General features: G+C 43.8%; 23 protein-coding genes. 15 read left to right on the forward strand and 8 right to left on the reverse strand.

The genetic code is table 11. The annotated features are described in order from the left end of the window. The first annotated feature begins 108 nt into the window (after positions 1-108). Positions 109-831: a DUF5715 family protein gene (locus tag INQ51_RS02660; protein ID WP_233376348.1), complete on the forward strand. Its 723-nt coding sequence runs from the start codon at positions 109-111 to the stop codon at positions 829-831. Between the two features lie 17 nt (positions 832-848). On the opposite strand, the gene hydE is transcribed toward INQ51_RS02660, so the two are convergent. After that, positions 849-1,898, reverse strand: a complete 1,050-nt coding sequence (gene hydE, locus INQ51_RS02665) for a [FeFe] hydrogenase H-cluster radical SAM maturase HydE (protein ID WP_233376349.1) — start codon at positions 1,896-1,898, stop codon at positions 849-851. A gap of 291 nt (positions 1,899-2,189) precedes the next feature. Here hydE and INQ51_RS02670 point away from each other — a divergent pair, with 291 nt between their 5' ends. From INQ51_RS02670 to hydF, 7 genes are all read left to right on the forward strand, one after another. Continuing rightward, complete coding sequence (locus INQ51_RS02670; protein WP_233376350.1) at positions 2,190-2,435, forward strand: TM1266 family iron-only hydrogenase system putative regulator; 246 nt, start codon at positions 2,190-2,192, stop codon at positions 2,433-2,435. Between the two features lie 25 nt (positions 2,436-2,460). Beyond that, positions 2,461-3,852 carry a [FeFe] hydrogenase H-cluster radical SAM maturase HydG gene (gene hydG, locus INQ51_RS02675; RefSeq protein ID WP_233376351.1) on the forward strand — a complete coding sequence of 464 codons (1,392 nt, stop codon included), beginning with the start codon at positions 2,461-2,463 and terminating at the stop codon, positions 3,850-3,852. Positions 3,853-3,929: 77 nt separating this feature from the next. Next, positions 3,930-4,304 carry a GxxExxY protein gene (locus INQ51_RS02680; protein WP_233376352.1) on the forward strand — a complete coding sequence of 125 codons (375 nt, stop codon included), beginning with the start codon at positions 3,930-3,932 and terminating at the stop codon, positions 4,302-4,304. Positions 4,305-4,323: 19 nt separating this feature from the next. Continuing rightward, positions 4,324-5,718 carry an aspartate ammonia-lyase gene (locus INQ51_RS02685; protein WP_233376353.1) on the forward strand — a complete coding sequence of 465 codons (1,395 nt, stop codon included), beginning with the start codon at positions 4,324-4,326 and terminating at the stop codon, positions 5,716-5,718. Positions 5,719-5,908: 190 nt separating this feature from the next. Next, positions 5,909-6,241 carry a hypothetical protein gene (locus tag INQ51_RS02690; protein ID WP_233376354.1) on the forward strand — a complete coding sequence of 111 codons (333 nt, stop codon included), beginning with the start codon at positions 5,909-5,911 and terminating at the stop codon, positions 6,239-6,241. Positions 6,242-6,430: 189 nt separating this feature from the next. Then, positions 6,431-6,751, forward strand: a complete 321-nt coding sequence (locus INQ51_RS02695) for a hypothetical protein (protein ID WP_233376355.1) — start codon at positions 6,431-6,433, stop codon at positions 6,749-6,751. A gap of 104 nt (positions 6,752-6,855) precedes the next feature. After that, positions 6,856-8,082 (forward strand): [FeFe] hydrogenase H-cluster maturation GTPase HydF, encoded by a 1,227-nt coding sequence (gene hydF, locus INQ51_RS02700; protein ID WP_262909848.1) that lies wholly within the window; start codon positions 6,856-6,858, stop codon positions 8,080-8,082. Between the two features lie 4 nt (positions 8,083-8,086). Here hydF and INQ51_RS02705 read toward each other — a convergent pair whose 3' ends face one another. Then, entirely contained in the window at positions 8,087-8,521 is a 435-nt protein-coding gene (locus INQ51_RS02705) for a hypothetical protein (RefSeq protein WP_233376356.1), read from the reverse strand. Positions 8,522-9,015: 494 nt separating this feature from the next. Between INQ51_RS02705 and rpsO the strand changes: the two genes are divergently transcribed. From rpsO to INQ51_RS02740, 7 genes are all read left to right on the forward strand, one after another. Continuing rightward, positions 9,016-9,285, forward strand: coding sequence for a 30S ribosomal protein S15 (gene rpsO, locus INQ51_RS02710; RefSeq protein ID WP_233376357.1), 270 nt, complete (start codon positions 9,016-9,018; stop codon positions 9,283-9,285). 104 nt (positions 9,286-9,389) lie between these two features. After that, the gene (pnp, locus tag INQ51_RS02715) at positions 9,390-11,687 is read left to right on the forward strand and encodes a polyribonucleotide nucleotidyltransferase (protein ID WP_233376358.1); all 2,298 of its coding nucleotides are present in this window, start codon (positions 9,390-9,392) and stop codon (positions 11,685-11,687) included. Positions 11,688-11,931: 244 nt separating this feature from the next. Then, positions 11,932-12,414, forward strand: a complete 483-nt coding sequence (locus tag INQ51_RS02720; RefSeq protein ID WP_233376359.1) for a lipid droplet assembly factor 1 — start codon at positions 11,932-11,934, stop codon at positions 12,412-12,414. Between the two features lie 76 nt (positions 12,415-12,490). Then, positions 12,491-13,120, forward strand: coding sequence for a deoxynucleoside kinase (locus INQ51_RS02725; protein WP_233376360.1), 630 nt, complete (start codon positions 12,491-12,493; stop codon positions 13,118-13,120). Between the two features lie 92 nt (positions 13,121-13,212). Continuing rightward, positions 13,213-14,964 carry a tetratricopeptide repeat protein gene (locus INQ51_RS02730; protein ID WP_233376361.1) on the forward strand — a complete coding sequence of 584 codons (1,752 nt, stop codon included), beginning with the start codon at positions 13,213-13,215 and terminating at the stop codon, positions 14,962-14,964. Between the two features lie 397 nt (positions 14,965-15,361). Then, positions 15,362-16,732, forward strand: a complete 1,371-nt coding sequence (locus tag INQ51_RS02735; RefSeq protein ID WP_233376362.1) for a dipeptidase — start codon at positions 15,362-15,364, stop codon at positions 16,730-16,732. A 266-nt stretch (positions 16,733-16,998) separates the two neighbouring features. Further along, positions 16,999-18,576, forward strand: a complete 1,578-nt coding sequence (locus INQ51_RS02740) for a T9SS type A sorting domain-containing protein (RefSeq protein WP_233376363.1) — start codon at positions 16,999-17,001, stop codon at positions 18,574-18,576. Between the two features lie 362 nt (positions 18,577-18,938). On the opposite strand, the gene INQ51_RS02745 is transcribed toward INQ51_RS02740, so the two are convergent. The 6 genes from INQ51_RS02745 to INQ51_RS02770 form a co-directional block, all read right to left on the reverse strand. Further along, positions 18,939-20,687: an alpha-L-fucosidase gene (locus tag INQ51_RS02745; protein WP_233376364.1), complete on the reverse strand. Its 1,749-nt coding sequence runs from the start codon at positions 20,685-20,687 to the stop codon at positions 18,939-18,941. Between the two features lie 160 nt (positions 20,688-20,847). Beyond that, positions 20,848-21,096 carry a hypothetical protein gene (locus INQ51_RS02750; protein WP_233376365.1) on the reverse strand — a complete coding sequence of 83 codons (249 nt, stop codon included), beginning with the start codon at positions 21,094-21,096 and terminating at the stop codon, positions 20,848-20,850. Positions 21,097-21,183: 87 nt separating this feature from the next. Continuing rightward, complete coding sequence (locus tag INQ51_RS02755) at positions 21,184-21,924, reverse strand: hypothetical protein (protein WP_233376366.1); 741 nt, start codon at positions 21,922-21,924, stop codon at positions 21,184-21,186. Positions 21,925-21,954: 30 nt separating this feature from the next. Continuing rightward, positions 21,955-23,574: a hypothetical protein gene (locus INQ51_RS02760; protein WP_233376367.1), complete on the reverse strand. Its 1,620-nt coding sequence runs from the start codon at positions 23,572-23,574 to the stop codon at positions 21,955-21,957. Next, positions 23,567-24,598 (reverse strand): hypothetical protein, encoded by a 1,032-nt coding sequence (locus tag INQ51_RS02765; protein ID WP_233376368.1) that lies wholly within the window; start codon positions 24,596-24,598, stop codon positions 23,567-23,569. Before INQ51_RS02765 ends, INQ51_RS02760 begins: the two co-directional genes overlap by 8 nt. Beyond that, positions 24,580-26,175, reverse strand: a complete 1,596-nt coding sequence (locus tag INQ51_RS02770) for a cytochrome c3 family protein (protein ID WP_233376369.1) — start codon at positions 26,173-26,175, stop codon at positions 24,580-24,582. The genes INQ51_RS02765 and INQ51_RS02770 overlap by 19 nt, the downstream gene beginning before the upstream one ends. Between the last annotated feature and the right edge of the window lies 1 nt (position 26,176).

Raw genomic sequence — 26,176 nt, forward strand, 5'->3', positions numbered from 1 at the left:
CCCCGGCTAACACAAGCGTGTTTACAACTTTAGCTCTCGGGTGAACGTTCGTTGCTCAACGCAACGTAATTTTCGGATAATTTTCCACCTCAGAAAAACAGGACAACATTGACAGCAGAAAAACGCACAAAGCGAAAAAAACGCCGGCTCAAAAAGAAATACAAGATCCGCTTAATTGTACTGGCCGTAATAGCCATTACAGCACTCGTTCTTTATTTTCCGGCCAAGAAGAAGGTAAACGCGATGCTTCACCCGGCTCCCATCGGCACGGTAAAAGTAGACTGGTACAAAGATCTGAATCTAAAACACCTGAAATACGCCCAGAAGAACGGGATAGCACGGTTCAAAACCAACGAAGAGCTGGAAGCCGGTGTTCCGGAGCTGTTGAAAACCGGGAAACTGGAACACATTTCCGACAACGGCTATTACCGCATTTGTCCGCTTACGCATTCGCATCCCTACCTCACGCCTTCTGCCAAAAATTTCCTGGAAGAACTGGGCAAGCGGTTCTCGCAAAAACTGGACGAGCACGATCTGCCACACTATTATTACCAGATAAGTTCGCTGCTGCGCACCACCGAAAACCAGAAAAAGCTAAGCCGCAGCAACGGGAATGCTTCTCCCAATACCTCGCATTTGTATGCCACTACTTTCGATATTCCGTATTTCACGGTGGTAAAACGTACGCTTTTGTGGAACGAGGCAGAAGTGACCGATGGCCGCGCCAGCAAATTACTTTCCGAAGCCATTGGCGAATTGCGGAAAGAAGGCCGCTGTGTGGTGGTTACCGAACGCAACGAACGCTGTTTTCACATCACGGTCACGGATTAAACCGCGACTTCTCAGAATTAATTTTTATTTCGCTGATGAAAATGTTTGGAGTCCCCCCATTCGCCGTAACCAATTTCGGCACCCGCTAAACTGATGCGCGCTTCGAGACAGTTCCGGCACAGCTCGGCATCTTCGTCAAGGCAAGGTTTGTTCTCGTACAGTTGGTATTCTTCGCGATATTCGCAGGGGGTAAGGTTGGGCATGATCACATTGGCTCCCACCGCCAGCGCTTTTTCGCGCCCCGCCGGATCGATGGCCTGTAAAGCCGTAGCTGCCGCAATGTTGATGTCGGGCATCAGCAAACGCAGAACCGCCACCATGTTCAGTCCCAGGTCAAAACGCTCCTGTTTGCTCATCAGCACGTGCCGGTGTTCGTAAAGCGGTGTATCGGCATGTTCTATGTAAGGCCCCATTCCGCACATATCAATATCGAGTTTTTTGAAAAACAACAGATCGTCGGCCAGGTGTTCGCAGGTTTGAAACGGCAGTCCGATCATGACACCCGTTCCCACCTGGTAACCGGCCTCTTTGAGAGAAGCCAGCGCTTCCAGTCTCTTTTCAAATAAATGATGATCGTTTTCGGGATGGATCTTGTAGTACAGATCCCGCGTTGATGATTCGATCCGCAACAGGTAACGGTGCGCACCGCTTTCAAACCAGCGACGGTAAGTTTCGAGCGACTGCTCTCCGCAACTCAGGGTAATTCCCAGCTCATTGTTCGAGAGTTGCTTGATTTTTTTCAGCAGATCGTCCACGCGCTTTACAAAAGCAGGCGACGACAATTCACCCGACTGCAACACCACCGAACCAAAACGGTTCTCCCACGCAAAGCGGCAGGCATCCAGTATTTCGTTGTCTTTGGCATCGTAGCGCAACACTTTTTCGTTGCCTTTCCGGATGCCGCAATACAAACAATCTTTCGAACACACATTCGAGAATTCGATCAAGCCCCGAAAGTAAACCTTGTTGCCTACTTCTTTGATTTTTACCTCACGGGCACGTTGCAACAGGGCCGTGCGTTCGGCACCTTTTAACTGAAGTAATTGTATGATCTCTTGTCTTTCCAATGTGCTAAAGTTTGTGGCAGCAAAAGTAGCATTTTTAGTTGTTTTACTAAGCTGAAATTAAGTTTCACCCGGAAATAGCGGATACCAACTTTTCTCATGGTAATCTATTGAAATTAAGTTTATTTTTGCTTCGAATTCCTGCGGGAAGGCTGCGGCTGACTTTAGGGAAAACATAAGTCGATTAATGTAAGTGATCCTTACCAATTAGTCTGATTTCCATTTTATTCCCGCAGTATTTGTTTAATCCATTTTGGCTGATCGTTCAGTATTAAAATTTAAGTATTCAATAAAATGAAACGTTTGGGTTTTGTTGGCATTATCATCGACGACCGCGAAAAATGTGCGGCCCATGTAAATGCCATTTTAAGCGATTTTTCGGAACTGATACTGGCACGCACCGGTCTTCCGAAAGTAAAGGAAAATGCTTCGGTGATTACACTCGTGATCGATGCCACTACCGACGAGCTGGGGCAAATGACCGGAAAACTGGGCAACATCCCGGGAGTTTCTGTAAAATCAGGACTTGCCAAACAATAACATCTACTTTAAACATTTAAGCACTATGTATAACGTACCTGCCGATTTTATCAACGAACAAAAAGTTTGGGATGCACTGGAAAAAAACCAGACCCCGGATCCGTCCAGAATTCGCGAAGTACTGGCCCGCGCCACGGAAATGAAAGGCCTTACGCTCGACGAAGTGGCCGTGCTCACCTCTATTCAGGAACCTGAAATGCTGGAAGAACTTTACAACACCGCCAACCAGGTAAAAGACACCATTTACGGGAAACGGCTGGTTTTGTTTGCGCCACTCTACATTTCAAACCTTTGTGCCAATGAATGTCTGTATTGTGCCTTTCGGGCTTCAAACAAAGGCATCAACCGCCATGCATTATCGCAAGAGCACATTGCCCGCGAAGTGGAGGTGCTGATCAAGCAGGGGCACAAACGTATTTTGCTGGTAGCCGGCGAATCGTACCCCAAAGAAGGCTTGCAATATGTGCTGGATTCAGTAAAAACGATCTACAGTGTAAAATCGGAACATGGAGAAATCCGGCGCGTGAATGTAAATGTTGCGCCGCTAACCACGGATGAGTTCAAGCAACTAAAAAACACCAATATTGGTACTTACCAGATCTTCCAGGAAACCTACCACCGCGAAACTTACGCCAAGGTACACAAGGGCGGTAAAAAGAAAGACTACAACTGGCGGGTGTGGGCCCTCCACCGTGCCATGGAAGCAGGAATCGACGATGTGGGCATCGGTGTTTTATTTGGCTTATTCGATTATCGTTTTGAAATTCTGGCGATGATCCAGCACATCAACGAACTGGAAGATAAATTCGGAGTCGGGCCCCACACCATCAGCGTTCCGCGCATGGAACCGGCCACCAACAGCGATATGGCCTCCAATCCGCCTTACCCGGTTTCGGATGCCGATTTCAAAAAGATCGTTGCGATTCTTCGCCTGGCAGTGCCTTACACCGGCATCATCATGTCGACACGCGAAACGGCCAAAATGCGCCGCGAAACCTTTGCTATGGGTGTTAGCCAGATCTCTGCCGGAAGTAAAACCAATCCGGGTGGCTACGAGGAAGAAGATGATGTTTCAGGACAATTCAGTCTGGGCGATCACCGCTCGCTTGACGAGGTGATCCGCGATGTCGCTGCAATGGGTTACATTCCATCGTTCTGCACCGCTTGTTACCGGCTTGGACGCACCGGGCAGGATTTTATGGACCTGGCCAAACCCGGTGATATTAAGCTGCATTGCGGCCCCAATGCATTAAGTTCGTTCAAAGAATACCTGCAAAACTTTGCCTCTGCCGAGACAAACACAGTAGGCAACCAACTCATTCAGCAAACCATCGACAGCATGTCGGGCGTGGCGCGTCAGCGTGCCGAAAAACTGGTGAAAAGAGTTGAGGCAGGCAGGGACGATGTTTATTGCTAGCAAAAGTCTGAACCCTGATTTCAAGGATTTTCCTGATTGCCTGATTAATCCTAACTTTATGGAAAATCAGGCAAAATATGGAACACGAAGAACTTACCCATAAAATAATAGGTTGTGCCATGCAAGTTCACCGGGCTCTCGGAAATGGTTTTCAGGAAGTAATTTATCAGAGAGCCCTGGCCATCGAATTCGATCATCAAAATATAAACTTTGAAAGAGAAAAGGTAATGCCTGTCTTTTCTCGTGATTTGGAAATAGGAACAAGACGGGTTGATTTTTTTGTGGAAGAAAACATTATGGTTGAAATAAAAGCCAGAAGTGAATTGGATGGCTCTCATTTGAATCAAGCCATGAATTACCTGGAAGCTTATAAGATGAAAATTGGGTTGCTTATAAATTTCGGAGCGAATACCCTCCAATTCAAAAGGGTTCACAATAACAAAATCCTTTAATCCTAAAATCAGGTGAATCATGGTACAGACAAGAATAGAAACTGATCTGCTTGGCACTAAACAAATTCCTGCCGATGCTTTGTGGGGAATACACACCGCCAGAGCCGTGGAGAACTTCCCTATGTCCGGAAGACCTGTTCATCCCGAACTGATAAAAGCTTACGGCGAAGTAAAGCTGGCCTGTGCGCAGATCAATCATCATTTAGGGTATTGGCAAGATGAAGCCAAAGCTGATGCCATTGAAAAAGCCTGTTGGGAAATGTCAGCAGGACTACTGAACGAACATATTTTAGTAGATGCCCTGCAGGGAGGAGCAGGAACTTCCACCAATATGAACGTAAATGAAGTGATTGCCAACCGGGCTTTGCAGATCATGGGTAAAGCTCCGGGCCATTATGAGGTGATTTCACCTCTCGACGATGTTAACCTTCACCAAAGCACCAACGATACCTATCCAACAGCATTAAAAATAGCCGCCATTCGTCTGCTCCGAATCCTGGAACAAAACATACTTGCTTTGCAGGAAGCTTTTCAGCAAAAAGAAAAGGAATTTGCCGATGTGGTCAAAATCGGACGTACGCAACTACAAGACGCTGTACTCACAACTTTGGGACGTGAGATGAGTGCTTACGCAGAAGCATTTAACCGCGACCGCTGGCGCATTTACAAATGCGAAGAGCGCTTGCGGGTAGTGAACCTGGGAGGGACAGCCATTGGTACAGGATTGGGAGCGCCGCGGCAGTTTATTTTTAGGGTAACCGACAAACTTCGCGAAAATACCAACATCGGTCTGGCACGCAGCGAAAACCTGATCGACAACACCCAAAATACCGATGTTTTTGTTGAAGTGTCCGGTATTTTAAAAGCATGTGCCACCAACCTTTTTAAAATCGGCAACGACCTACGTCTTTTAGCCAGTGGCCCACATGCCGGGTTGGGCGAAATAAACCTTCCTGCATTACAAGCCGGATCATCGATCATGCCCCGGAAAGTCAATCCTGTTATTCCAGAAGCTGTGGCACAGGCGGCCATAAAAATAATGGGGAACGACCAGGTAATTACACTGGCCTGTAGTTCCGGAAATCTGGAGCTAAACCAGTTCATACCCTTAATTGCCGACTCTCTGTTGAATTCACTGGAACTCTTGTCTCATGCAGCATTGATTTTCGCACAGAATTGTGTTTCAGGCATTACAGCGAACCGTTTGGTATGCAAAAAGAACATTGAAAATTCAACGGCTACCATTACCGCCCTGCTCCCCGCTATCGGCTATGAGAAAGCCAGCAAAATTGCGACGCTTTGCAAAGAACAGGGAAGAACAGTAAAAGATGCTGTCATTGAATCGGGGTACTTAACAGAAAACGAATTTGAAGAATTTATCAGTCCGGAAGCTGTCTGCAAACTAGGCAACTAATTGTACAACTGGCATTAACAGGTCATTAACATTTTTCAAACAACTGATTATCAGCCCCAAAAAATTGCAACCTTGTTTAATATAAAAATATCTTAATATTCATTTGGATTTTTATTTGAATCTTATTAATATTGAATCTAAATTAAAACAGTAAGAATTATTTCATTTTATAACTTAAAAATTGATGATCATGAAAAAAGTATTTTTAGCACTTGCATTTTTTGCAGTATATGGCTTGTCGATGGCGATGACTTCGGCGCCTGTTGTTAACTACGATGATAACGCAACTGTTGTAGTTGAAGGAAAAAAGAACGTTGAAGCAGAAAAAGAGAAAAAAGCTGCCAAATCAGAAGCGAAGTCAGAAGGTTGTGCAACTGCCAAATCAGAAGGATGTGCTGACAAATCAAAAGATTGCTCAAGCGCTAAAGCTGAAGGATGTGCTGACAAATCTGCCAAGTCAGAAGCTTGTGCCGGAAAGAAAAGCGCTGATTGCAGCAAATCTTGCGGCGATAAGAAAAAGTAAGAAAGCTTTTCCTATACAGAAAGAGGCTATTTGTCGGTTCGGCAAGTGGCCTTTTTTTATGGGGTATTGGATGGCTCTCCGTTGATTTTCAGGAAAAAATTGTATATTTCCGGACAATAAAAACTCAAAAATCGATCATTTTAAACTAATGTAAAAATCAAATATCATTAACCTTAAATTAAATTCACAATGAAGAAAATTTTCTTGATTCTTGCCCTTGTTGCAGTCTACGGAGTATCAATAGCAAACAGCTCAACCAATGTTGTTTCAACAGAAAAAGATGCTGTTACAATTGTCGCTGACGACGACAACAATTCTGCACTTTCAGAAGAAGAAAAAGACAAAAAGAAAACTGAAAAGAAAAACGCAGAAGTAAAAGAAAAAGATGCAAAAAAAGCAACCGGCTGCACAGAAACACAAAAGAAAAGCTGTGCTGCTTCTGGAAAAACCTGTGGTTCTGAAAAACAGGAAGCGCCTGCAAAAAAAGGCTGCTGCGGAACAAAGAAGTAATCGAAGAACGATTATAATTCTGAAAGGGGTGCGAACAGCGCCCTTTTTTTGGCTATCATTGCAACACAATTCTGGTTACAATCCATAAAAACAATAGATTAAACATGAGGGCACCAAAAACATTTCGTTTACACATTGGCATTTTGGGAAGAAGGAATGCGGGAAAATCGAGTATTTTGAATGCCCTTACCCAACAGGAGGTTTCCATCGTTTCGGAAGTAGCCGGAACCACTACCGACCCTGTTGAAAAACCCATGGAGTTGCTCCCTCTGGGCCCGGTTTTGTTTATTGATACCGCCGGGATTGACGATGTGGGCGACCTCGGCGAAAAACGAATTGCCAAAACACTGGCTGTTTTCGACCGCACGGACCTTGGGCTGATTGTTACCAATTCTCAGGATTTTGGAGAATACGAGCAAAAGCTGATGGACGAGCTGAAAGACCGCGACATTCCCTTTATCATTGTCTTCAACAAATGCGACCTGTATGCGGAGAATCTATCGTTAACCGCAGATTTTGATTCGGTAAAAGTCAGCTATGTACAGACTTCGGTTGCAACTGGTGCCGGCATTCCTGAATTAAGGCAAAAGCTCTTACGATCGGCTCCCGACGACTACATCAACCGCCCCAGTATCCTGGCCGACTTGGTGGGCCCGGGAGAAGCAGCCGTTCTGGTCGTACCGATAGACAAGGAAGCTCCCAAAGGAAGATTGATCCTTCCCCAGGTACAAAGCATCCGCGATTTGCTGGACAACGATTGTTTTTCGGTGGTAGTAAAAGAACGGGAATTAAGAGAAGCTTTATCGCGGTTCAACAAGCCTCCCAAACTGGTGGTGACCGACTCGCAGGCATTTTTAAAAGTGGCCGCCGACACTCCGCCGGAAATCCCGCTGACTTCGTTTTCCATCCTTTTTGCACGTTTCCAGGGTGACCTTACCGAAATGGTAAGAGGTGCGATGGCGATCGATCAGCTTAAAACAGGAGATAAAGTACTGATTGCCGAGGCCTGTTCCCATCATCCAATCGGAGAAGACATCGGAACGGTAAAGATTCCCCGCTGGCTGACACAGTACGTGGGAGGAAAACTACAGATTGACAACATGCGCGGGCACGATTTCCCCAAAAATATTTCAGATTACAAACTGATCATTCATTGTGGAGCCTGCATGTGGAACAGAAGAGAAATGCTAAGCCGTATCATGAAAGCCCGGCAGGCAGGGGTCCCCATCACGAACTACGGATTAACCATTGCGTATTCTTTGGGAATTTTTGAGCGGGCACTGCAACCTTTTCCCGCAGCATTGGAGCTATACAAAAGTAAATCCCGTTAACGGTTCAGCTTGATTTCTGCTTCTCTGCCGCAGGTTTAAAGAATCCAAAAAACTCGATCATTCCCCGCTCGTTCTTTTTTAGTAGCTTGAGATTGCCTTTTTCAAAAGCAAACTGAAATTCAACATTGTTGCGAAAATTTTCCGGATCGATAAAGGTGATAAAGTTTTTTGCGACACTCCACCGGCCCTTTTTCAGCCGCGCAACCAGGGGTACTGAAATATGAGCGTTCACCTCAAATTCATCGTCGGCGAAAGTTATCACTACCTTTTGGTTTTCACGGCGAAGGTCAATTTCACGCATATGAACAAGCTCTTCTCGCTCATCCATGTAGTATTCAAAAAGAAGCCATGTACCAACGAGATTTTTTGAAGCACTCCCAAAAACTTCCGGCGAGCTCAGCCACGAAATGAATTTTGAAAACAGTGAATGTTGTTTCATACCGTTTGATCTGAGGATTGGACGCGAAACACGCCCGAAAGTTTAATAGTCAACCTGCAAAAGCGGCCAACCTGTTTCAAAACATTCGAATAATAATCAGGGGAATAGTTTGGTTTTGATTGGAAAAGGCAAGCATGATCGGCAGGCGTAGAAAAAGGGCAGCTCACCAGCCACCCCTAACTCTAATTAATGATAAAAAATAAGGGTACTACAATAATACTAACTCAAGCTCTCAAAAAAGAGTATTTACATGTGTAGTTATTAACATATTTTGGTGAATATCCTCGAAATCAATCATTAACATGAATACAACCTCCACAATTCCTCTCTGATCTGCTGGGTTTATTCCGGTTTTGCGATTACAATATTCAGTGAATTATCTGTTTGGAAATCAAAATCTTTTGCCTATTTTTGCGCCGAATTAATTTTAAGTCGTTGTAATTGATAGCGATGCTGCGACTTAAAGATTGTATAACAAAAACAAGTTCTTTAAAATGTATTTAACAGCAGAAAAAAAGCAAGAGCTTTTTGCTCAACACGGCAAAAGCGCAACCAACACAGGAAGTGCTGAAGGTCAGATCGCATTGTTCACATTCAGGATCAATCACCTGACTGAACACCTGAAGAAAAACAAAAAAGACCACAGCACCCGTCGTGCATTGATTAGATTGGTTGGTAAACGCAGAAGTTTACTTGACTACCTGATCAAAAAAGATATCGAACGTTACCGTGCGATCATCAAAGAATTGAACTTACGTAAGTAATTCATATGGAAAGGCAATGCAATGAGTGTTGCCTTTCTTTTTTTAGTAAATTGCAAAACCTCACCACCCATTGTAATTTAATATTTAAAGATTTAGTTAAAATTATGGTAAACGCAACAGTTAAAACAATCGAACTTGCCGATGGCAGGACGATTACCATTGAAACCGGGAAGTTGGCCAAACAGGCTGATGGTTCGGTAGTGGTACGAATGGGTGACACCATGTTGCTGGCTACGGTTGTTTCAGCCAAAGAAGCCAAAGAAGACGTTGATTTTATGCCGGTATCAGTGGATTACCGCGAAAAATTCTCGGCCGCAGGCCGTTTCCCCGGCGGGTTTATGAAGAGAGAAGCTCGTCCGAGCGATGACGAAATTCTGGTGGCACGTCTGGTTGACCGTGCACTCCGTCCGCTTTTCCCTGACGACTATCACGCTGAAACAGCTGTAATGATTTCATTGATTTCTTCGGGAAAAGATGAAATGCCTGATCAACTGGCAGGTTTGGCAGCATCAGCCGCCATCGCAGTTTCTGACGTTCCCTTCGTAACTCCGATCTCGGAAGTTCGCGTGGTTCGTGTAAACGGCGAATTCATTATCAACCCGACTTATTCTCAACTGGCCGAAGCCGACCTTGACATTATGGTGGGTGCATCGCACGACAACATCATGATGGTAGAAGGCGAAATGAAAGAAGTTTCGGAAGAAGTAATGCTGGAAGCAATTAAAGTAGCACACGAAGAAATCAAGAAACACTGTAAAGTTCAGGAAGAACTGGCAGCAGAATTGGGCGTTGTAAAACGCGAATACTGTCATGAAAACAATGACGAGGAGCTTCGCAGTCGCGTAAAATCTGAGCTCTACGAACAGTGCTATGCAATTGCAACGCAACAAATCACTAATAAAAGTGAACGTTACGGAGCTTTCGAAGCCCTTCGCGACGAGTGGATTGAAAAGTTTAAAGCAGAAAATGCAGAAGACGAAGAGCTGGATAAAAAAGTTAACCTGATCAAAAGATACTACCACGATGTGGAAAAAGAAGCGATGCGCCGCATGATCCTCGACGAAGGCATGCGTCTGGATGGCAGAAAAACCCACGAAATTCGCCCAATTTGGGGAGAAGTGGATTACCTTCCGGGAGCACACGGTTCTTCTATTTTCACCCGTGGCGAAACCCAGGCACTGACTTCAGTAACCATGGGTACCAAAATGGATGAAAAGATTATTGATGGTGTAACCGTACAAGGAAAAGAGAAATTCCTGTTGCACTACAACTTCCCTCCGTTTAGTGTAGGCGAACCTAAAACACCACGTGGTGTGGGACGTCGCGAGATTGGTCACGGAAACCTGGCGCTTCGTGCACTGAAAAATATGATGCCGGAAGAATTCCCCTATGTGGTTCGTATCGTAACCGACATCCTGGAATCAAACGGTTCATCGTCGATGGCAACCGTTTGTTCGGGCACAATGGCCATGATGGATTCGGGTATCAAAATGAAGAAACCTGTATCTGGTATTGCCATGGGATTGATTACCGATAAAGGCTCCAATAAATTTGCGGTTCTTTCTGACATCCTCGGAGACGAAGATCACCTGGGAGACATGGACTTTAAAGTAACCGGAAGTGCCGAAGGTATTACCGCTACCCAGATGGACATTAAAGTAGACGGTCTTTCGTACGAAGTGTTGTCGCAGGCGCTGCAACAGGCAAAAGAAGGACGTTTGCACATTTTGGGAAAAATGATGGAAGTAATTTCTGAACCACGCGAAGATTACAAACCAAATGTACCACGTATCGAAACCATTCAGATACCGAAAGACATGATTGGTGCCGTGATTGGACCGGGTGGAAAAGTTATCCAGGCTATCCAGGAAGAAACCCAGACCGTGATCGTGATCGAGGAAGTGGGAGACTTGGGTATGGTGCAGGTTTCAGGTGCCGGCAAGGAACCAATTGAAGCTGCGAAAGCAAGAATCAAAGCCATTACCGCTATTCCTGAAGTAGGCGAAGTTTACACCGGGAAAGTTAAGTCAGTAGTGTCGTTTGGTGCTTTCATCGAAATTCTGCCCGGAAAAGAAGCCTTGCTTCATGTTTCGGAAATGGATTGGAACCGCGTGGAACAAGCCGAAGATTTCTGCAAAGAAGGAGAAATGATGGAAGTGAAACTGATCGGTGTAGATGAAAAAACCGGTAAGCTGAAACTTTCGCGCAAAGTACTTCTTCCAAAACCCGAAGGTTATGTAGAGCGTCCTCCAAGAGAGCCTCGCTCGGATAGCCGTGGTGGTGATCGCAGAGGTGGTGACCGCAGAGATTTCCGTGGTGGCGACCGTAGAGGTGGCGATCGCAGAGACGACCGTCGTGGTGGTGGCGACCGCAGAGAATTCCGCCCACGCCGCGAAGAATAATTGAATTTTTATTCAAAAGCATATTGAAACGCTCCGCCGGTTGGTGGGGCGTTTTTTATTAAATTGAACGATTGAAGGAAAGAATGTGTGAGTGACAAACTTTTAAGCTGCAAACGCCCAATTGGAAACTATCCAGTGAAACTGCAAACTGAGACTGAGACTACAAACTCCTCTGAACATTGAACGCAGAACTCTAAACTACTTTCCATTCCTTTTCCTACCTTCGCTATCTAAATTCATTGATATGGAATCCTGGTCATCAGAAATAATACAAACAATTGATTCGAAACTCGAAAATGAAAAAGACCGCGAGCTTCGGTTTTTCCGGATCGAGGAATTCAAACGAAACATCGGGCGCGTGGATCAATTCTCAAAAAATTGCCCGGTCTGTCAGAAAGAACACATCAACATCAAGGAAGCAGTTGAGTCAATCGACGAGGCCGTTGGAGTACCTGGGAAAACACGCCGCAACTACGACCGGCTGATCAGTCGTCTTTCAAAACACATGCAAAAGGAACATGGATTTTACCCGCCGTTCCATTTTAGTTACCAGCATGCGCTTTACGGCTTGGTAGCCGGATTTCTGGTTGGATTCGCACTGATGAAGCTGGTGCCTGCTTACGGCTTCGAATTGATGGCCACAGCGGTCAGTGTGGGGTTGATTGTTACCTACATCACCGGGAGCGTCAAAGACAAGCGAATCCGACACGAAAAAAGAATCATGTAGTTTTCAACAAAAAAAGGCCAATTCGTAAAAAGCTTCTAATTTTAGGAGCTGTTTTGAAATCACGAGTAAAAATCAGATGCAGTTTCTTGTTATAGAAGGAAATATCGGTGCAGGAAAAACAACCCTCACCAAAATGGTAGCAGAAGAATACAATGCCAAACTGGTATTGGAACAATTTGCTGACAACCCTTTTCTTCCGAAGTTTTACGAAGACCAGGAACGCTATTCCTTTCCGCTGGAATTATCGTTTTTAGCCGATCGGTATACGCAAATCAAAAACGAGGTACTAAACCTCGATTTGTTTCACTCTTTCCTGGTGGCAGATTACTATTTTGCGAAAACCGCCATTTTTGCCCAAAACACGTTGAAGTCGGATGAGTACAGGCTGTTCCGCCAGATTTTTGATATTGTTTTTGAGTCGATGCCCAAGCCTGATCTGTATGTTTACCTGCATGCAAACGTAGACCGGCTGATGAGTAATATTGCCAATCGTGGCCGTGATTACGAAAAACACATCACTCCTTCTTACCTCGGCAACATTGCCAAAGGCTATTTTAATTTTTTTAAACAAATAAACTCATTCCCCATGCTGATAATCGACACAAATGGCATTGATTTTGTAAAAAACCCGCGGGATTATGAGACGCTAAAATCAGCAATTTTTGATACTAAATATAAATCTGGTATTAACCGTTTAATATTGTGACAAAAAAAGCTTTAGCTACTTTCAAAAACTAAAAAGCTTATTATTTTTGTGGACTTACTAATAATTTTAAAATCACTGAAATATTATCTGTTATGAAGAGGATCAACTTTAAACCTTCTGTCCTGATTCTAGCGGCTGCTGTGGTGTTGTCAGGCTGTTCAGGGCTTAATAAAATGAAAAAAAATGCCGATCAGATTAACTTCAAGGTTACTCCCGAAGTTCTGGAGTCGCACGCCAGCGAAGTTGATGTGGCAATCAATGGCCGTTTCCCCGCCAAATACTTTCATAAAAAAGTTACTTTAACCGCTACTCCGGTATTGAAATACGAAGGTGGCGAAACTGAATACCAACCCGTAACTGTACAGGGCGAAAGTGTTCAGGCAAACAACAAAGTAATTTCGTACAACGGTGGTAGCGTATCGTACAAAGATGCGGTTCCGTTCAAAAAAGACATGTCGAAATCAGAGTTGTATGTAAACATTACTGCAACGCAAGGTGCGAAGTCGGTTGATTTTGCTCCGATCAAAGTTGCTGATGGTGTACTGGCAACCAGCGAAAGAGTGGCAAGCGTTCCAAAACCGATCATGGGTGTTGTTCGCGAAGCCAATACTTCGGGCAAATACGATCCGAACATCGACGCTTTCCAAAGAATTGTTCCGGACGAAATGATGGCTGACATCAAATACCTCATCAACCGCTCGAACCTGAGAAAAGATGAAACAGAAAAAAGCGAAGTAAAAGCGTTACAGGACTATACTAAAAAAGCCAACGAAAACGATCGCATTGATCTGAAAGACGTGGAAGTATCAGCTTATGCATCTCCTGACGGAAGCATTGATCTGAACACAGAACTGGCTGCAGAAAGAAAGAATACCTCTTCAGCATTTTTGGCTAAAAAATTAAAAGAAGCCGGTGTTAATGTTGAACTGAAAACAAAATACACTCCGGAAGACTGGGAAGGATTCAAGGAATTGATGGAAAAATCAAACATCCAGGATAAAGAACTGATCCTTCGCGTACTTTCTATGTACAACGATCCGGAAGTTCGTGAACGCGAAATCCGTAACCTGAGTGAAACGTTTACCGATGTTGCTGCTGACATTCTTCCGCAATTGCGTCGTGCAAAAATGATCACTTCGGTTGACCTGATCGGAAAAACAGATGAAGAGTTGAAAGCTGCTGCAAAAGCAGATCCAGCTTCTTTGACTCCTGCTGAGTTGATTTATGCAGCTACTTTGTTTGAAGACCTGAACGACCAGCTGGAAATTTTCCAATCGTTTGTAAAAGTTTATCCCAACGACTGGAGAGGTCCGAACAACGTAGGTTATGTACTGGCCAAACAAATGAAATATGCCGATGCTAAACCTCATTTCGAAAAAGCTGAAAAGCTGAAAAACAGCGAGCCGATCGTGAAAAACAACGTTGGTGCCATTGCATTGGTTGAAGGCGACGTTGCCAAGGCTGAGTCATTGTTTGGTGCTGCTTCGGGAGCAGGCGAAGAAGTGAACTACAACCTGGGTATTGTAAGCGTAAAAAAAGCAGAATACGACCGCGCGGTTCGTTACTACAGCAAATACCAGGATCCGAACACAGGTTTGGCAAAAATTCTGGCTGGTGATAACAACGGAGCATTGAAAGATCTGGATGCTTGTGAAATCCCAAATTGCTGGATGACTGAATACCTGAAAGCGGTAATCGGTGCACGCACAGCCAAAGAAAGCTTGTTGTTCGACAGCTTGAAAACAGCTTGCGACATCAACCCAAGCTTGAAAGCAGAAGCTAAAGTGGATATGGAATTCGCCAAATATTTCAGCGATCCTAAATTCAAAGCAATTGTTGACTAAGTAAGTATCGACAAAATACCAAAAGGCAATCCGGAGTTCCGGGTTGCCTTTTTTGTTGCCTTTTCTAATGAATTGAAAAATTGCTAAACTGTTTCGGAAGAAGGCGTCTCAAAAGTGAAACATATCTGTTGTGTACAAACCAATTAAAAGTAAAACGTGAAAACGGAACGCTAATCACACTGATTTTGACAGATAATCACGAAGAAAGCAGCGATAATCATTGGCATCTGAGTTATCAGCGTTCTATTTAATTAAAAACGGCAAGTTTTGTTAATATCTCTTTTGCACCTCAGCCTTAGCCTTGGCCTTAGCCTTTTTACACTTCTTTTATGACAAAATCACTTTGTTAACCCACCGAAAAACCCTATTTTCCACACTCATAAAAAATTGCACTATTATGGAATATATCAATAAATACGTTGAAGAAAACAAAGACCGTTTTCTGGAAGATCTTTTTGGGTTGATCCGGATTCCGTCGATCAGTTCAGAAAAAAGCCACAAGGAAGACATGTACAAGGCAGCCGAATACTGGAAGCAAACTTTGCTTTCGGCCGGAGCAGACAAAGCCGAAGTATATGAAACCAAAGGAAATCCGGTTGCTTACGGTGAAAAAATAATCGATCCGACACTGCCTACTGTTTTGGTGTATGCCCACATGGATGTAATGCCGGTTGATCCGGTTAACCTGTGGAAATCGCCGCCGTTTGAACCCGAAATCCGTGAAGGAAAAATATGGGCGCGCGGTGCCGACGACGATAAAGGGCAAAGCATGATGCATGCAAAAGCGTTTGAGCTGATGGTAAAAACCAATACGCTGCCCTGCAACGTAAAATTTATGATTGAAGGCGAAGAGGAAATTGGGTCACCCAATTTACCTGCCTGGTGCGAAGCCAATAAGGAAATGCTAAAAGCTGATGTGATTCTTGTATCTGATACTTCGATGATCGCACCAGACAAACCATCGATCACTACCGGTTTGCGCGGACTGGCTTACTGGCAAGTGGAAGTAACCGGCCCTAACCGCGACCTGCACTCCGGTTTATTTGGTGGGGCTGTTGCCAACCCAATCAATGTGCTTTCGAAAATGATTGCACAAATGACCGATGAAAATGGGCGGATTACTATCCCCGGATTCTATGACGATGTACTGGAGGTTTCGGCAGAAGAACGCGAACTGCTCGGACGTGCTCCGTTTAATGTTGATGACTACAAAAAAGCCATTGACGTAGAAGAGCTGGCCGGAGAAAAAGGATTTACGCCAATGGAACACACCGGAATCCGTCCTTCGTTTGATGTTTGCGGAATATGGGGCGGTTATACTGGAGAAGGTGCAAAAACCGTACTCCCGTCCAAAGCATTTGCCAAAATATCAACTCGCCTGGTGCCCGATCAGGACCATGAAAAAATTGCAGTTCTGTTCAAGGAGCATTTTGAAAGCATTGGCCCCAAATCAGTAAAAGTAGAAGTGACTTCACTGCACGGCGGTCCGGCTTATGTTTGCCCGATTGATATTCCGGCTTACCAGGCTGCCGAAAAGGCTTACACCGATGTGTACGGCAAACGTCCGGTTCCGGTGCGCTCAGGCGGCAGTATCCCTATTATTTCTTCGTTCGAGAAAATCCTGGGAATCAAATCGGTACTGATGGGATTTGGTTTGGAGTCGGATGCGATTCACTCACCTAACGAAAACTATCCGCTGGAACAGTTTTACAACGGCATTAAAACCATTCCGTTGTTCTACAAGTACTTTGCGGAAATGAATAAATAGTTTAAACAACAATCTTTTCCAAAGGATAAAACTTTGAAAGAGAACACAAAAATAGAATCGTTTTTCTTCTAAAAACGATTCTATTTTTAACAAAAGAGCCTGACTACTAACACACTATATCGCATTAAGTGATATTTATCATTTAAATTTTAAGCAGGGGATTATAACTTTATGCAAAGTAGGTTTCCTGGACGCACGCTTAATTCATATCCTCCAGACATTTCCTACTGCAATTAATACTAATTATTTAACCAAATCTTAGAAAAATGAAAAATCTATTCTTCACGTTAACTGTGGTTTTCTTTTTATTCTTTCTAAATTCTGCATTTTCCCAGAAGATTGTTCTACCTGACTATGTGAATGTCTGTCCTGGTCAGGAAATTGAATATACCATTCAATCAAGTTACTATGGGAACAACCAAATTCTTACTATAGAAAACGGTGTTTTTATTGCACCTGCAAGCTCATATTTATTTAGTGGAGACAGCACCAGTATAATCATGAATGTTTCCAGCATTAATAAAAAGGTTACAATTCGTTGGGACAACAACAATAATAATTTAGGACGCATAATTTTAAATAGTGCTCAAACGCAGGATTTTAATATTATAATAGTACCAGCTCCTGCTGGCTCTGGCTTAACTGATAAAAATATTTTAGTTGGGACGCACTCATTTAACATTTTATTGAATAGCATCTCTGAGGTCACATATAATGAACAAAGATCTAATAATATTTCCCGTACAAATTATAATGAAAATGTTGAATTTGGTATTAGATATTATACTTATTCATATTCAATATCGGGAGACCAACCAGGATGGATTGCCTATCGGACTTATAACCCTCAAGGCACTGCTTGTGGAAGCCTTTACAGTGAATGGGACACAGTAATTATAAACCGAAAACTAAATCCTCCAACAATTAGTGGATTGGGTCTCATTTGCAGTAACACGGTGTATTCTATATCCAGCAGTAATTCTCCGGCAGACACATACACTTGGACTGTGACCAATGGCCTGAAAATTTACAAAAACGGCCAATATATTACCACATATACGGGTACTGAAACATCTGTGACAATTTATAAACCTTCTGGGGCAGGAACGGGTAATATTAAAGTAAAAGCGAGTGCTACTGGATACATTGACAGTGATGAAACGGTGAAACAGGTCTGGTATGGCGTACCTTCCCCCGACGAAATAAGCTATTATAATGTTGGCCCTTACTATCCAAGTCAAAATCAGATTTGCCTAGATTTCCCCAACGATGGGAAGGCCTTGTACAATAATCCCTTTGCTGGAGTTATTGAATATGAGTGGGACGCGCTAGACTGGACGATTATTCAACATCCAATGGTTGAACTTCCTCAAGTAGCAATGGAAGATGTGCAGATATCTGCACCAATGTATGGATATTCTGTTGGCAATACCGTTTATTTTACTATCCGTGCAAAAAATAGCTGTGGTTGGAGTGAATGGAAGTACCCAAAACTTGAGCTTCAGGCAGTTAACTGTGGGATGTTTATGATGACCTTAAGTCCGAATCCTGCTGACACATACGTTAATGTATCTCTATCTGACGCGAACCTAACAACAGAAATGCAATCGGATGAATCATCTAAGAAACACAAAATCTCATTTAAAAAATCCAAAGAAGCTGATAATGAAATATCAGAAGAGTACCTTGTGCAAATCTTGGATAAAAACGGAACAGTAAGAAAATCGCTTCGATCAAAATCACTTAGTGTAAATATTGACACTAACGATTTGGAGTCTGGTACTTATTTTCTGCATTTATCCTTTAATAAGGAGGTAGTTAAACAACAACTAATTATCAAATAAAAAAACATAAAACAACCGATTTACCAATTACAGCTCTTTTTTTATCACCAAAATTCCTTCGGTAATGTGCATTAGATACAACTCAAACTAGACAGATTTAAATTTTCCAATATCAGCTATCACTATAAATAAGAAATCAAATCAGATGAAGTTGAATATAACTTGATTCTCAGTTTGGATTAGACAATATTATACCTATCTCTAGTAGCTATTTCATTAAAGTTGAGTAGTTCCTATTAACAAGATAATATAGTTGTATAAATATTCCTGAACCAAATGATGAGTGAGTAATATCCGAAAACAAGAAGGATGACATCTTTTTTGAGAGATGTCATCCTTTTTAATAGTCAGCTAATATCAGACTATTCCTTTATCAACTCGAGGTACATCAGTTCCATTCCGTTCCAGTTGGAAGCCTCCGGCTTTAGTCCGATAAGCTGATCTCCAGCCTCACCAATGGTAATGGTACCGAGGTTGACCACATCAAAGCGATCACCGGTTGCCCGAATATTTGCCTGAACATTATTGTCTCCTATCGATATATTCAGCATATTGTCTTCCTCGCATTTCACCAGCGCTTCCAGTTTATAGGTACCGGCTTCAGCTGTTGTAAACACCCACTCTAAACGGGCATTTCTGTCTACCCAACCTGTGATAACCGATTCGGTGCCTTTCCCTTTCAGCACGGCATGCTGTCCGTAACCGGGGTTGTAAATGCCGGCAAAGTCAGCCGGGAGCAACACCCGTCCTTCCACTAATTTGGGTTGGTTGCTATTTACTTTTATTCCACCTTTGGTTTTCACCACCACCACGGTATTTATTTCATCGAAGATAACCGAAGGAGCATGAATGTTCAGGTTCCCGTCTTCAAATTTCCAGGCAAATGACTGTTTGGGATTGGCCAGCAAATATACGTTGCTCACCCGCGTATCCAGTCCGGGAACGGTTAAGATACCATCTTTAGGCCAGTCAAAAACGTGAAGGTAAAGATTGGTTCCGCTCTTGGTTTCTTTCATGGTACACCTTCCCCAGGGCAGTTTAAAGAACGGGCTGGCCGATGTTCCGTAAATCGATTCTCCGTTTTGCTGCATCCAGTTTCCGATTTCTTTTAGCCGTTCGATGCTGGGCTCCGGAAATTCGCCTTCAGCCGTTGGACCTACGTTCAGCAAAAGATTGCCTCCTTTACTCGCAATATCCACGAGCATTTTTATCAACTCTTCACCCGATTTCCAATTATCATCGTACCACTTGTACCCCCAGCTGGTGTTCATGGTCATACAAACCTCCCAATCGTAATCGAGTCCCGTTGGCGGCACGTGCTGCTCCGGAGTAGAAAAATCGCCGGGCCAGGGTCTGTAAAGCCGGTTGTTGGTAATCAAGTCCGGATAATCGTTCACCACATTCTGAAGCGTTTGGGCTGCTTCTTCGGTCATTCCCCACGGCGTATCCCACCAAAGAATATCAAGGCCTCTGTAATTCTCCAGAATCTCCTTTACCTGCGGCAAGGCTTTCGAATCAATATAATCCATCAGGGGAGCTTTTGGCATCTCCGGATCCCAGTGAGGCTGTTTGTCGCTGTTTCGGTAAGTTCCGCCGGGCTCGTGCCAGTCTTGCGCCTGCGAGTAATAAAAACCGAGCCTTATCCCGTATTTTTTACAGGCATCCGCCAGCTCCTTTAACGGGTCGCGATCAAAAGGTGTGGCATCCACAATGTTGTATTTGCTGGCTTTTGAATGAAACATGGCAAATCCATCGTGATGTTTCGAAGTAATTACGATGTATTTCATACCCGCGTATTTTGCCAGCTTTACCCATTGTTCGGCGTTGTAGTTTGCCGGGTTAAAATTTTCAGCCAGCTTTTCGTAATCTTTTACCGGAATTTTTGCGTTGCACATAATCCACTCACTAATTCCGGGAATACGCTCTCCTTTCCACTCGCCGGCGGGTTCGGCGTAAAGCCCCCAGTGGATAAACATTCCGAAACGGGCATCGCGCCACCACTCCATTTTCTGATCGTGTTTTAAAGTCGCTTCATCTTTTTGCGGTTCTTTGTTCCGGGGAGAGCAGGCCATCAGAACAAGTATCAATCCAAGAGCAAGTGGTAATTTCATTCCGGTAGTCGTTTGTGTATAAATTAATAGTCTTGATTTTGACTTAAAATTACAAAATCAATCTGTCTGAATATCAGTATTGAGCTACCTAAAATAAACAGGCCGGATAAATATTTACCCGGCCTGCCTGATCTAAAACGTATGTTTTTACTATTTAAATTCAGCACCGTCCCCTGGCACAAGGACTATTGGTTACAAAAAAGCCCAGAAAAGCTCCCACACCAATACTTTGTATGATATCGCCCATTGGCATAACATCCCTGCTCATCCCCTCTGAAACATAATAAAATATGAATCCACCAACGGCACCAACTGCCATATAAATAAGTGTTTTTCGGAAATGTGGGTTCCTCAGTTTGCGCTGAATCCAGTTTCCCTCTTCTTTTATTTCCAGCTTTTTGAATTCCATTTCAAATATCTAAATATTTACATACAAAGATATAAGTTTTGAGACTTGAAAAAAGAAATCCAACATAAATCAGCTAAGCAATATTGTTTAGGAAACCTTTTTGGTAACCAGCGTGGCATCTTCCATAATTACATCGTAGAAGTAGCCGGCACCAAAATCTTTTTCCAGCGTAAGTTTTCCTTTAAAAGTAACTTCACTTCCCACTTCCACTTCGGCTTGTGTTGTAATGGTTAAATCGAACTTATCGCCGCTTGACGTGCCGTCCTGGATATGCACCCAGTTTTTCCCCATTACCTGCTCATTTACTTTTACAACCTTTCCGCGAATTTCAAATTCCTCGCTGGTCAAATCAGCTTTTTTGGCAAAAACATCGGCAATGGTAAGTTCGCCTTCCGCTTTTTCCATTTCCACTTCTTCGCTGTGTGCACTTACTTTCCCGCTGTGACTGGCCGGCATTTCAGCAGCCATTGCTTGTCCTCCCTGCCCTCCTAGCGGAGTTTTGCTGATCTGGTTTACAAAATAGATCACGTCGAAGGTACGGTCGATCTCCTTGCTGTGGAAATTGGTCATCTGAAGCGCTTCGTCGTAATAAAACACATCACCCGGCTTTGCTTCCTGGTAGCTAACTGCCACCCAGCGGTCGGCCATGTTTTCTTTTACATTCAGATAGGTATAGGTTTTACCCTGAACCACCTCTGTCACTTCAAAAAGATTTTGATTGGCTTGCGCCACACTCTGCGCCTGTTGAGGGTTTTTATTCTGAACGCATGCACCCAGCACAAAAACGGCCAGTACGATTAACGAGATTAGTCTTAACTTGTACATCATTTTTTAATTTATTCTGTTTGTGATATTGATTCAAAACTTTTTTCTCAGGCTTAAATATAATCGATTATAAATATCTTCTTTCTGAACAGTTGCTTCAAAATTAACAGACAGATAGAATTTTTTGTTGAAACGATAACTAAAATCCAGTTCTCCAATATGCTGAATAAGTGTAGACCGACTGTTCACGTACTTAAAATCCACCCAGCGATAATGCAGCATCATACTCATTTTCTGCGAGAAATCCTTTGTCAGACGTGCTCCGTAAACCTGTCCGTCGAGGTAGGGAGTTTGCATCAGGTTTGCAGAAATATTCAGCGATGCATCCAATACAGGAACACGCGACCACGTTGCAAAAGCATTGTAGGTATTGGTGTTTCGCGGATCATCTTTTGAAAACCTCGTTCCGGCCGAAGCCCCAACCATGAGGTAATCCAAAGCCCGGTAATGGATCCTTCCACGTATTCCCTGGCGGCTGGCCTGTGTTAAAACCTCATCGGCATAATTACGGAAAGTCTCGTAGTAGATCACATTTTTCCGGTTATCGTACGAACCCGAAAGTGAAAGTTGTCTCGAGGCCCTGTAACTCAAAGAGAAAAACAGGCCGGTCAGACTCAAAGTATTGACGCTTTGCTCATTTTCCAACTTGTACAGGTCGAGCTCAAGAGACGTAAATACATTCAGGTTTTTCACCAACGAATTGGTGTGTTGAAAATACAAAAAGCGCCGGTCGGTGTTTCCCGAATTTCGCTGTTCAAAAAAGGCCAGCGACGACTGCACATAACCATTGGCTGTTTTTTGACTGTGCCCCAGGTAAGCGCCGTATTCAAAAAGATTACTATTGAATCCATAGTCCAGATAATCGGGTCGAGAGCCTGCAACTACTCCTACAAAAAGACTTTTAAAAGCATATTCCAACTGGATTCCATCAATCGCCCCAACATTGGCAATCCGGGGATTGATTTTTCTCCCCACCCAAACCGAAGCCTGCTCATTCACATCGTATTTTATGGCCAGCGCATATATTTTCAGGGCATCGTTCAGATTATCTCTGACAACCTGCCACTCATTCAATTTATGCGTAAACGAAACATAGGTTTCAAAGGATATTTTTGAATGACCGATGTTGGAATAACTGGAAGCAAAAGTATAGCGAAACCGGTGCGAATCGCTTCCTTGCTTACTAAAATTGGAATACGATGAAAGCATTAACCTGCCTGAAAAATTGGGAGAGCTTGTCATTTTCGGCTTCGGATGTGAAGCAGTGAGCGCTTCTTCACTTACATCTTTCTCAGGAACTACTTCGACGGGTATTTTTTCGGAAGGAACAGGCCGACTTTGTATTAAACGGGCGTAGATCAGATCAGCAGCTTCTACCTTTATTTCAGCGATTGACTTACACAAACACGAGATGGAGGATTTATGCTGAACCAGAAGTGCAGGGGAAAGGCCTTCTGCATTTCGAATGAAAAGCGTATCTCCGCTTTCGATGCCTTCCGTGCTTTCAAACCTCACATAAATATTCTCCCCAGAAAGGTAGGATACACGGCCCTCTGTCAAATCCCTTGATTCCTGGGCTTTACCAACTAATGTCACTGCAAAAAGAGACAACAGAAACATCAGCAACCTGATATGTTTTTCCGGATCAATCATCTTCGGCAAATCCATTGGGATGACAAGAATAACAGCTCGTTGCCGTATACGTATAATTATTCACTTCACGGTGGTGGCTGTCTGTTTCGGCTTGGTTGTGTTCGTGACAGCTAATACAGCTGAAAGCCGCATACGAAGCCGGTTGTGTATGGCAATCAGTGCAATTGTTCCATTCTCCGCGGTGCTTGCCCGAATAGATCGGAAAATAGTAATCATCGTGAATGTCAAATTTCGCAGGCTTCCAACCCGGATCGGTGGTGTGGCAATCGGTACACCGGATCGTGAATCCGGCATTGTTATGCGTTGGGTTGCTGGCCGATGCAAAATCATTCTGGTGACAGCTGTAACAATCGGTTGACACCGGCTCAAACACGCCACTCGTATGACAGGCCGCACAATTATTTAGTTCGTGTCCTTTTGTAAGCGGAAAAAAATCGTGATTAAGTCCCTTTGAAGTCCAGGTAAAAGCATCGATTCTGTGGCATTCAAAGCAGTTTACGGATATCCCGGATTGCTGATGATTGGGATTGGTGGTAGCCAGGTAGTCAGGACGGTGGCAATCGATACATTCCACACCCAGTGGCTGAAACTCCAGGTTGGAAACGGAAGTATGACAGTCGGAACAATCGGCCGTATTGTGCGCTCCCAGCAAGGGGAATCGACTGCCCTGGTGCAACCCGGTAATGTTGGTAACCAGCCACGATTTGGGGGTGTGACACCTGGCACAATCCATCCCCACCGTTGTGTTGTGCATGTCGGTGTGACAATCCACACAGTTCGATTTCGCCTGCGAAAAAACCAGCGAGGTATGGCACGATTTGCAGTCAGTCGTCCGATGCTCTCCTTCAAGCCGGAAAGTAGTTTGATCGTGATTGAATTTTGCTGTTGAGGCAGCGAAAGTCCATCCTTCTGTCGTGTGGCAATCCAGGCAATCAAACTTCAGTTCATCGCCGTGCGGACTGTCCTGTGCACTTAGTCCAGTAACTGTCAACAGCATTCCCAGTATTAATGACAACTTGCGCATGTTATGTCTTTAAATTTGTAAACGATGTAATTCCGGATCAAATCATCGGTCGGTTGGTGGCAAGCTGCACATTGCAAGCCGCTGTGTTTTCCGTCGAGTTTGAACCGTGCATTGTCATGATTGAATTTGTCGGGCAACCAGTTATTAAAGGTATGGCACCGCGCACAATCATTTTTCCCCAGAGCTTCAAATTGTTTGAAATGAATATCCTCGTGGCAGTTTTCGCAGCTTTCAGCCAGGTTCGAAAACTGCTGTTTTACAACTCCGTTATCTCGCCTGAAATGACAATCGCGGCAACTTACCCCAGCGTGTTTCCCGCTTAACTTAAACGACGTTTGATCGTGGTTGAACGCAATCAATTTCCAGTTATCAACAGAATGGCACGAACGGCATTCTGAATCCGGCATGTATTTTTCAGGCAAGGCATTTTTATGAACGTTTTCGTGGCAATTCACACAGCGTTGATTGGGAAGTTTAAAGTTCCACTTTTCACCGGTTTTGTGACAGGCCAAACAAGGCGTGGCCAGGTGTGCACCTTCGAGTTTAAATCCCGACTGATTGTGTCGTTCAATGGAAAAAGAAGCAGGCGAAAACCCATTTACCGAGTGACATGCCGAACAGTCGGGCGAAACTTCGTTTTTCTGAAATTGCTTTTCGTGGTAATCGCTGTGGCAATCCGTGCAGCGTTTGAATTTCAATGTCCGGGTGTAACTTCCGCTCGTGTGACACTTCTTACAATTCACTACAACGTGCTTTCCCTCCAAAGGAAAATCAGTCAGGTTGTGATTAAAACCTGTGGCTGTTTTGGCTTGTGTGAAGGAAAATTCGTTGTGGCATTTCCGGCAGTCGTTGCCAAATTTATTTTTATGTACGTCCTCGTGACAGCTGGTACAATTATCAAACTTCACCCCGGCAAATTGCTGAAAGTTTTTACCGTTCCTCACTTCTTTTACATGGCACTTGGCGCAATCAACCGTCTGATGTTTACCAACCAGCTGAAATTTGGTTTTGGAGTGATCAAAACCGATAGCCGGGCGAAAGGCAACCTGATTGTGGCACGACACGCAGTTGTTGGAAAGCGTGTTCTGATGCACATCTTCGTGACAATCCACACAGCTTGTTCCCAGCCCAAGGTAAGTTCCTCCCTGTTTTTTCTGAGATGTAAGATTTCGGATCAAATGTTCCTTGTGGCAATCATTACAATTGATGGTGCCGTGCTTTCCTTCCAACTTAAAACCGGCCAGCTGATGATCAAACTTTTCAGCATCAAAACGAATCAATTTGTAATCTTTGCCAAGGTGTTCACCGTGACAGGAAGCACACTTCTGCCCTTTAACTTCGGCTGAGGCATGATAACCTTTCTTTTGATTCATCAGATTTTTGATCTCCTGATGGCATTCCAAACATTTTGAGGAGGTTTCCTTTTCTCCCAAAATATGACACTCGGTGCATTTCTTCAATCCTTCGAGATGGGCATGAACCTGGCTTAATTCACCCGGTGAAATCTGAGCAATCAGCATCCCCCCGGTCAACATAAAACCAGTGAGAAGCAGCACATATTTCAATTTTCTGTTCATG

Origin of the sequence: Maribellus sp. CM-23 (genome assembly GCF_021354595.1) — a bacterium.
Classification (GTDB): domain Bacteria; phylum Bacteroidota; class Bacteroidia; order Bacteroidales; family Prolixibacteraceae; genus Draconibacterium.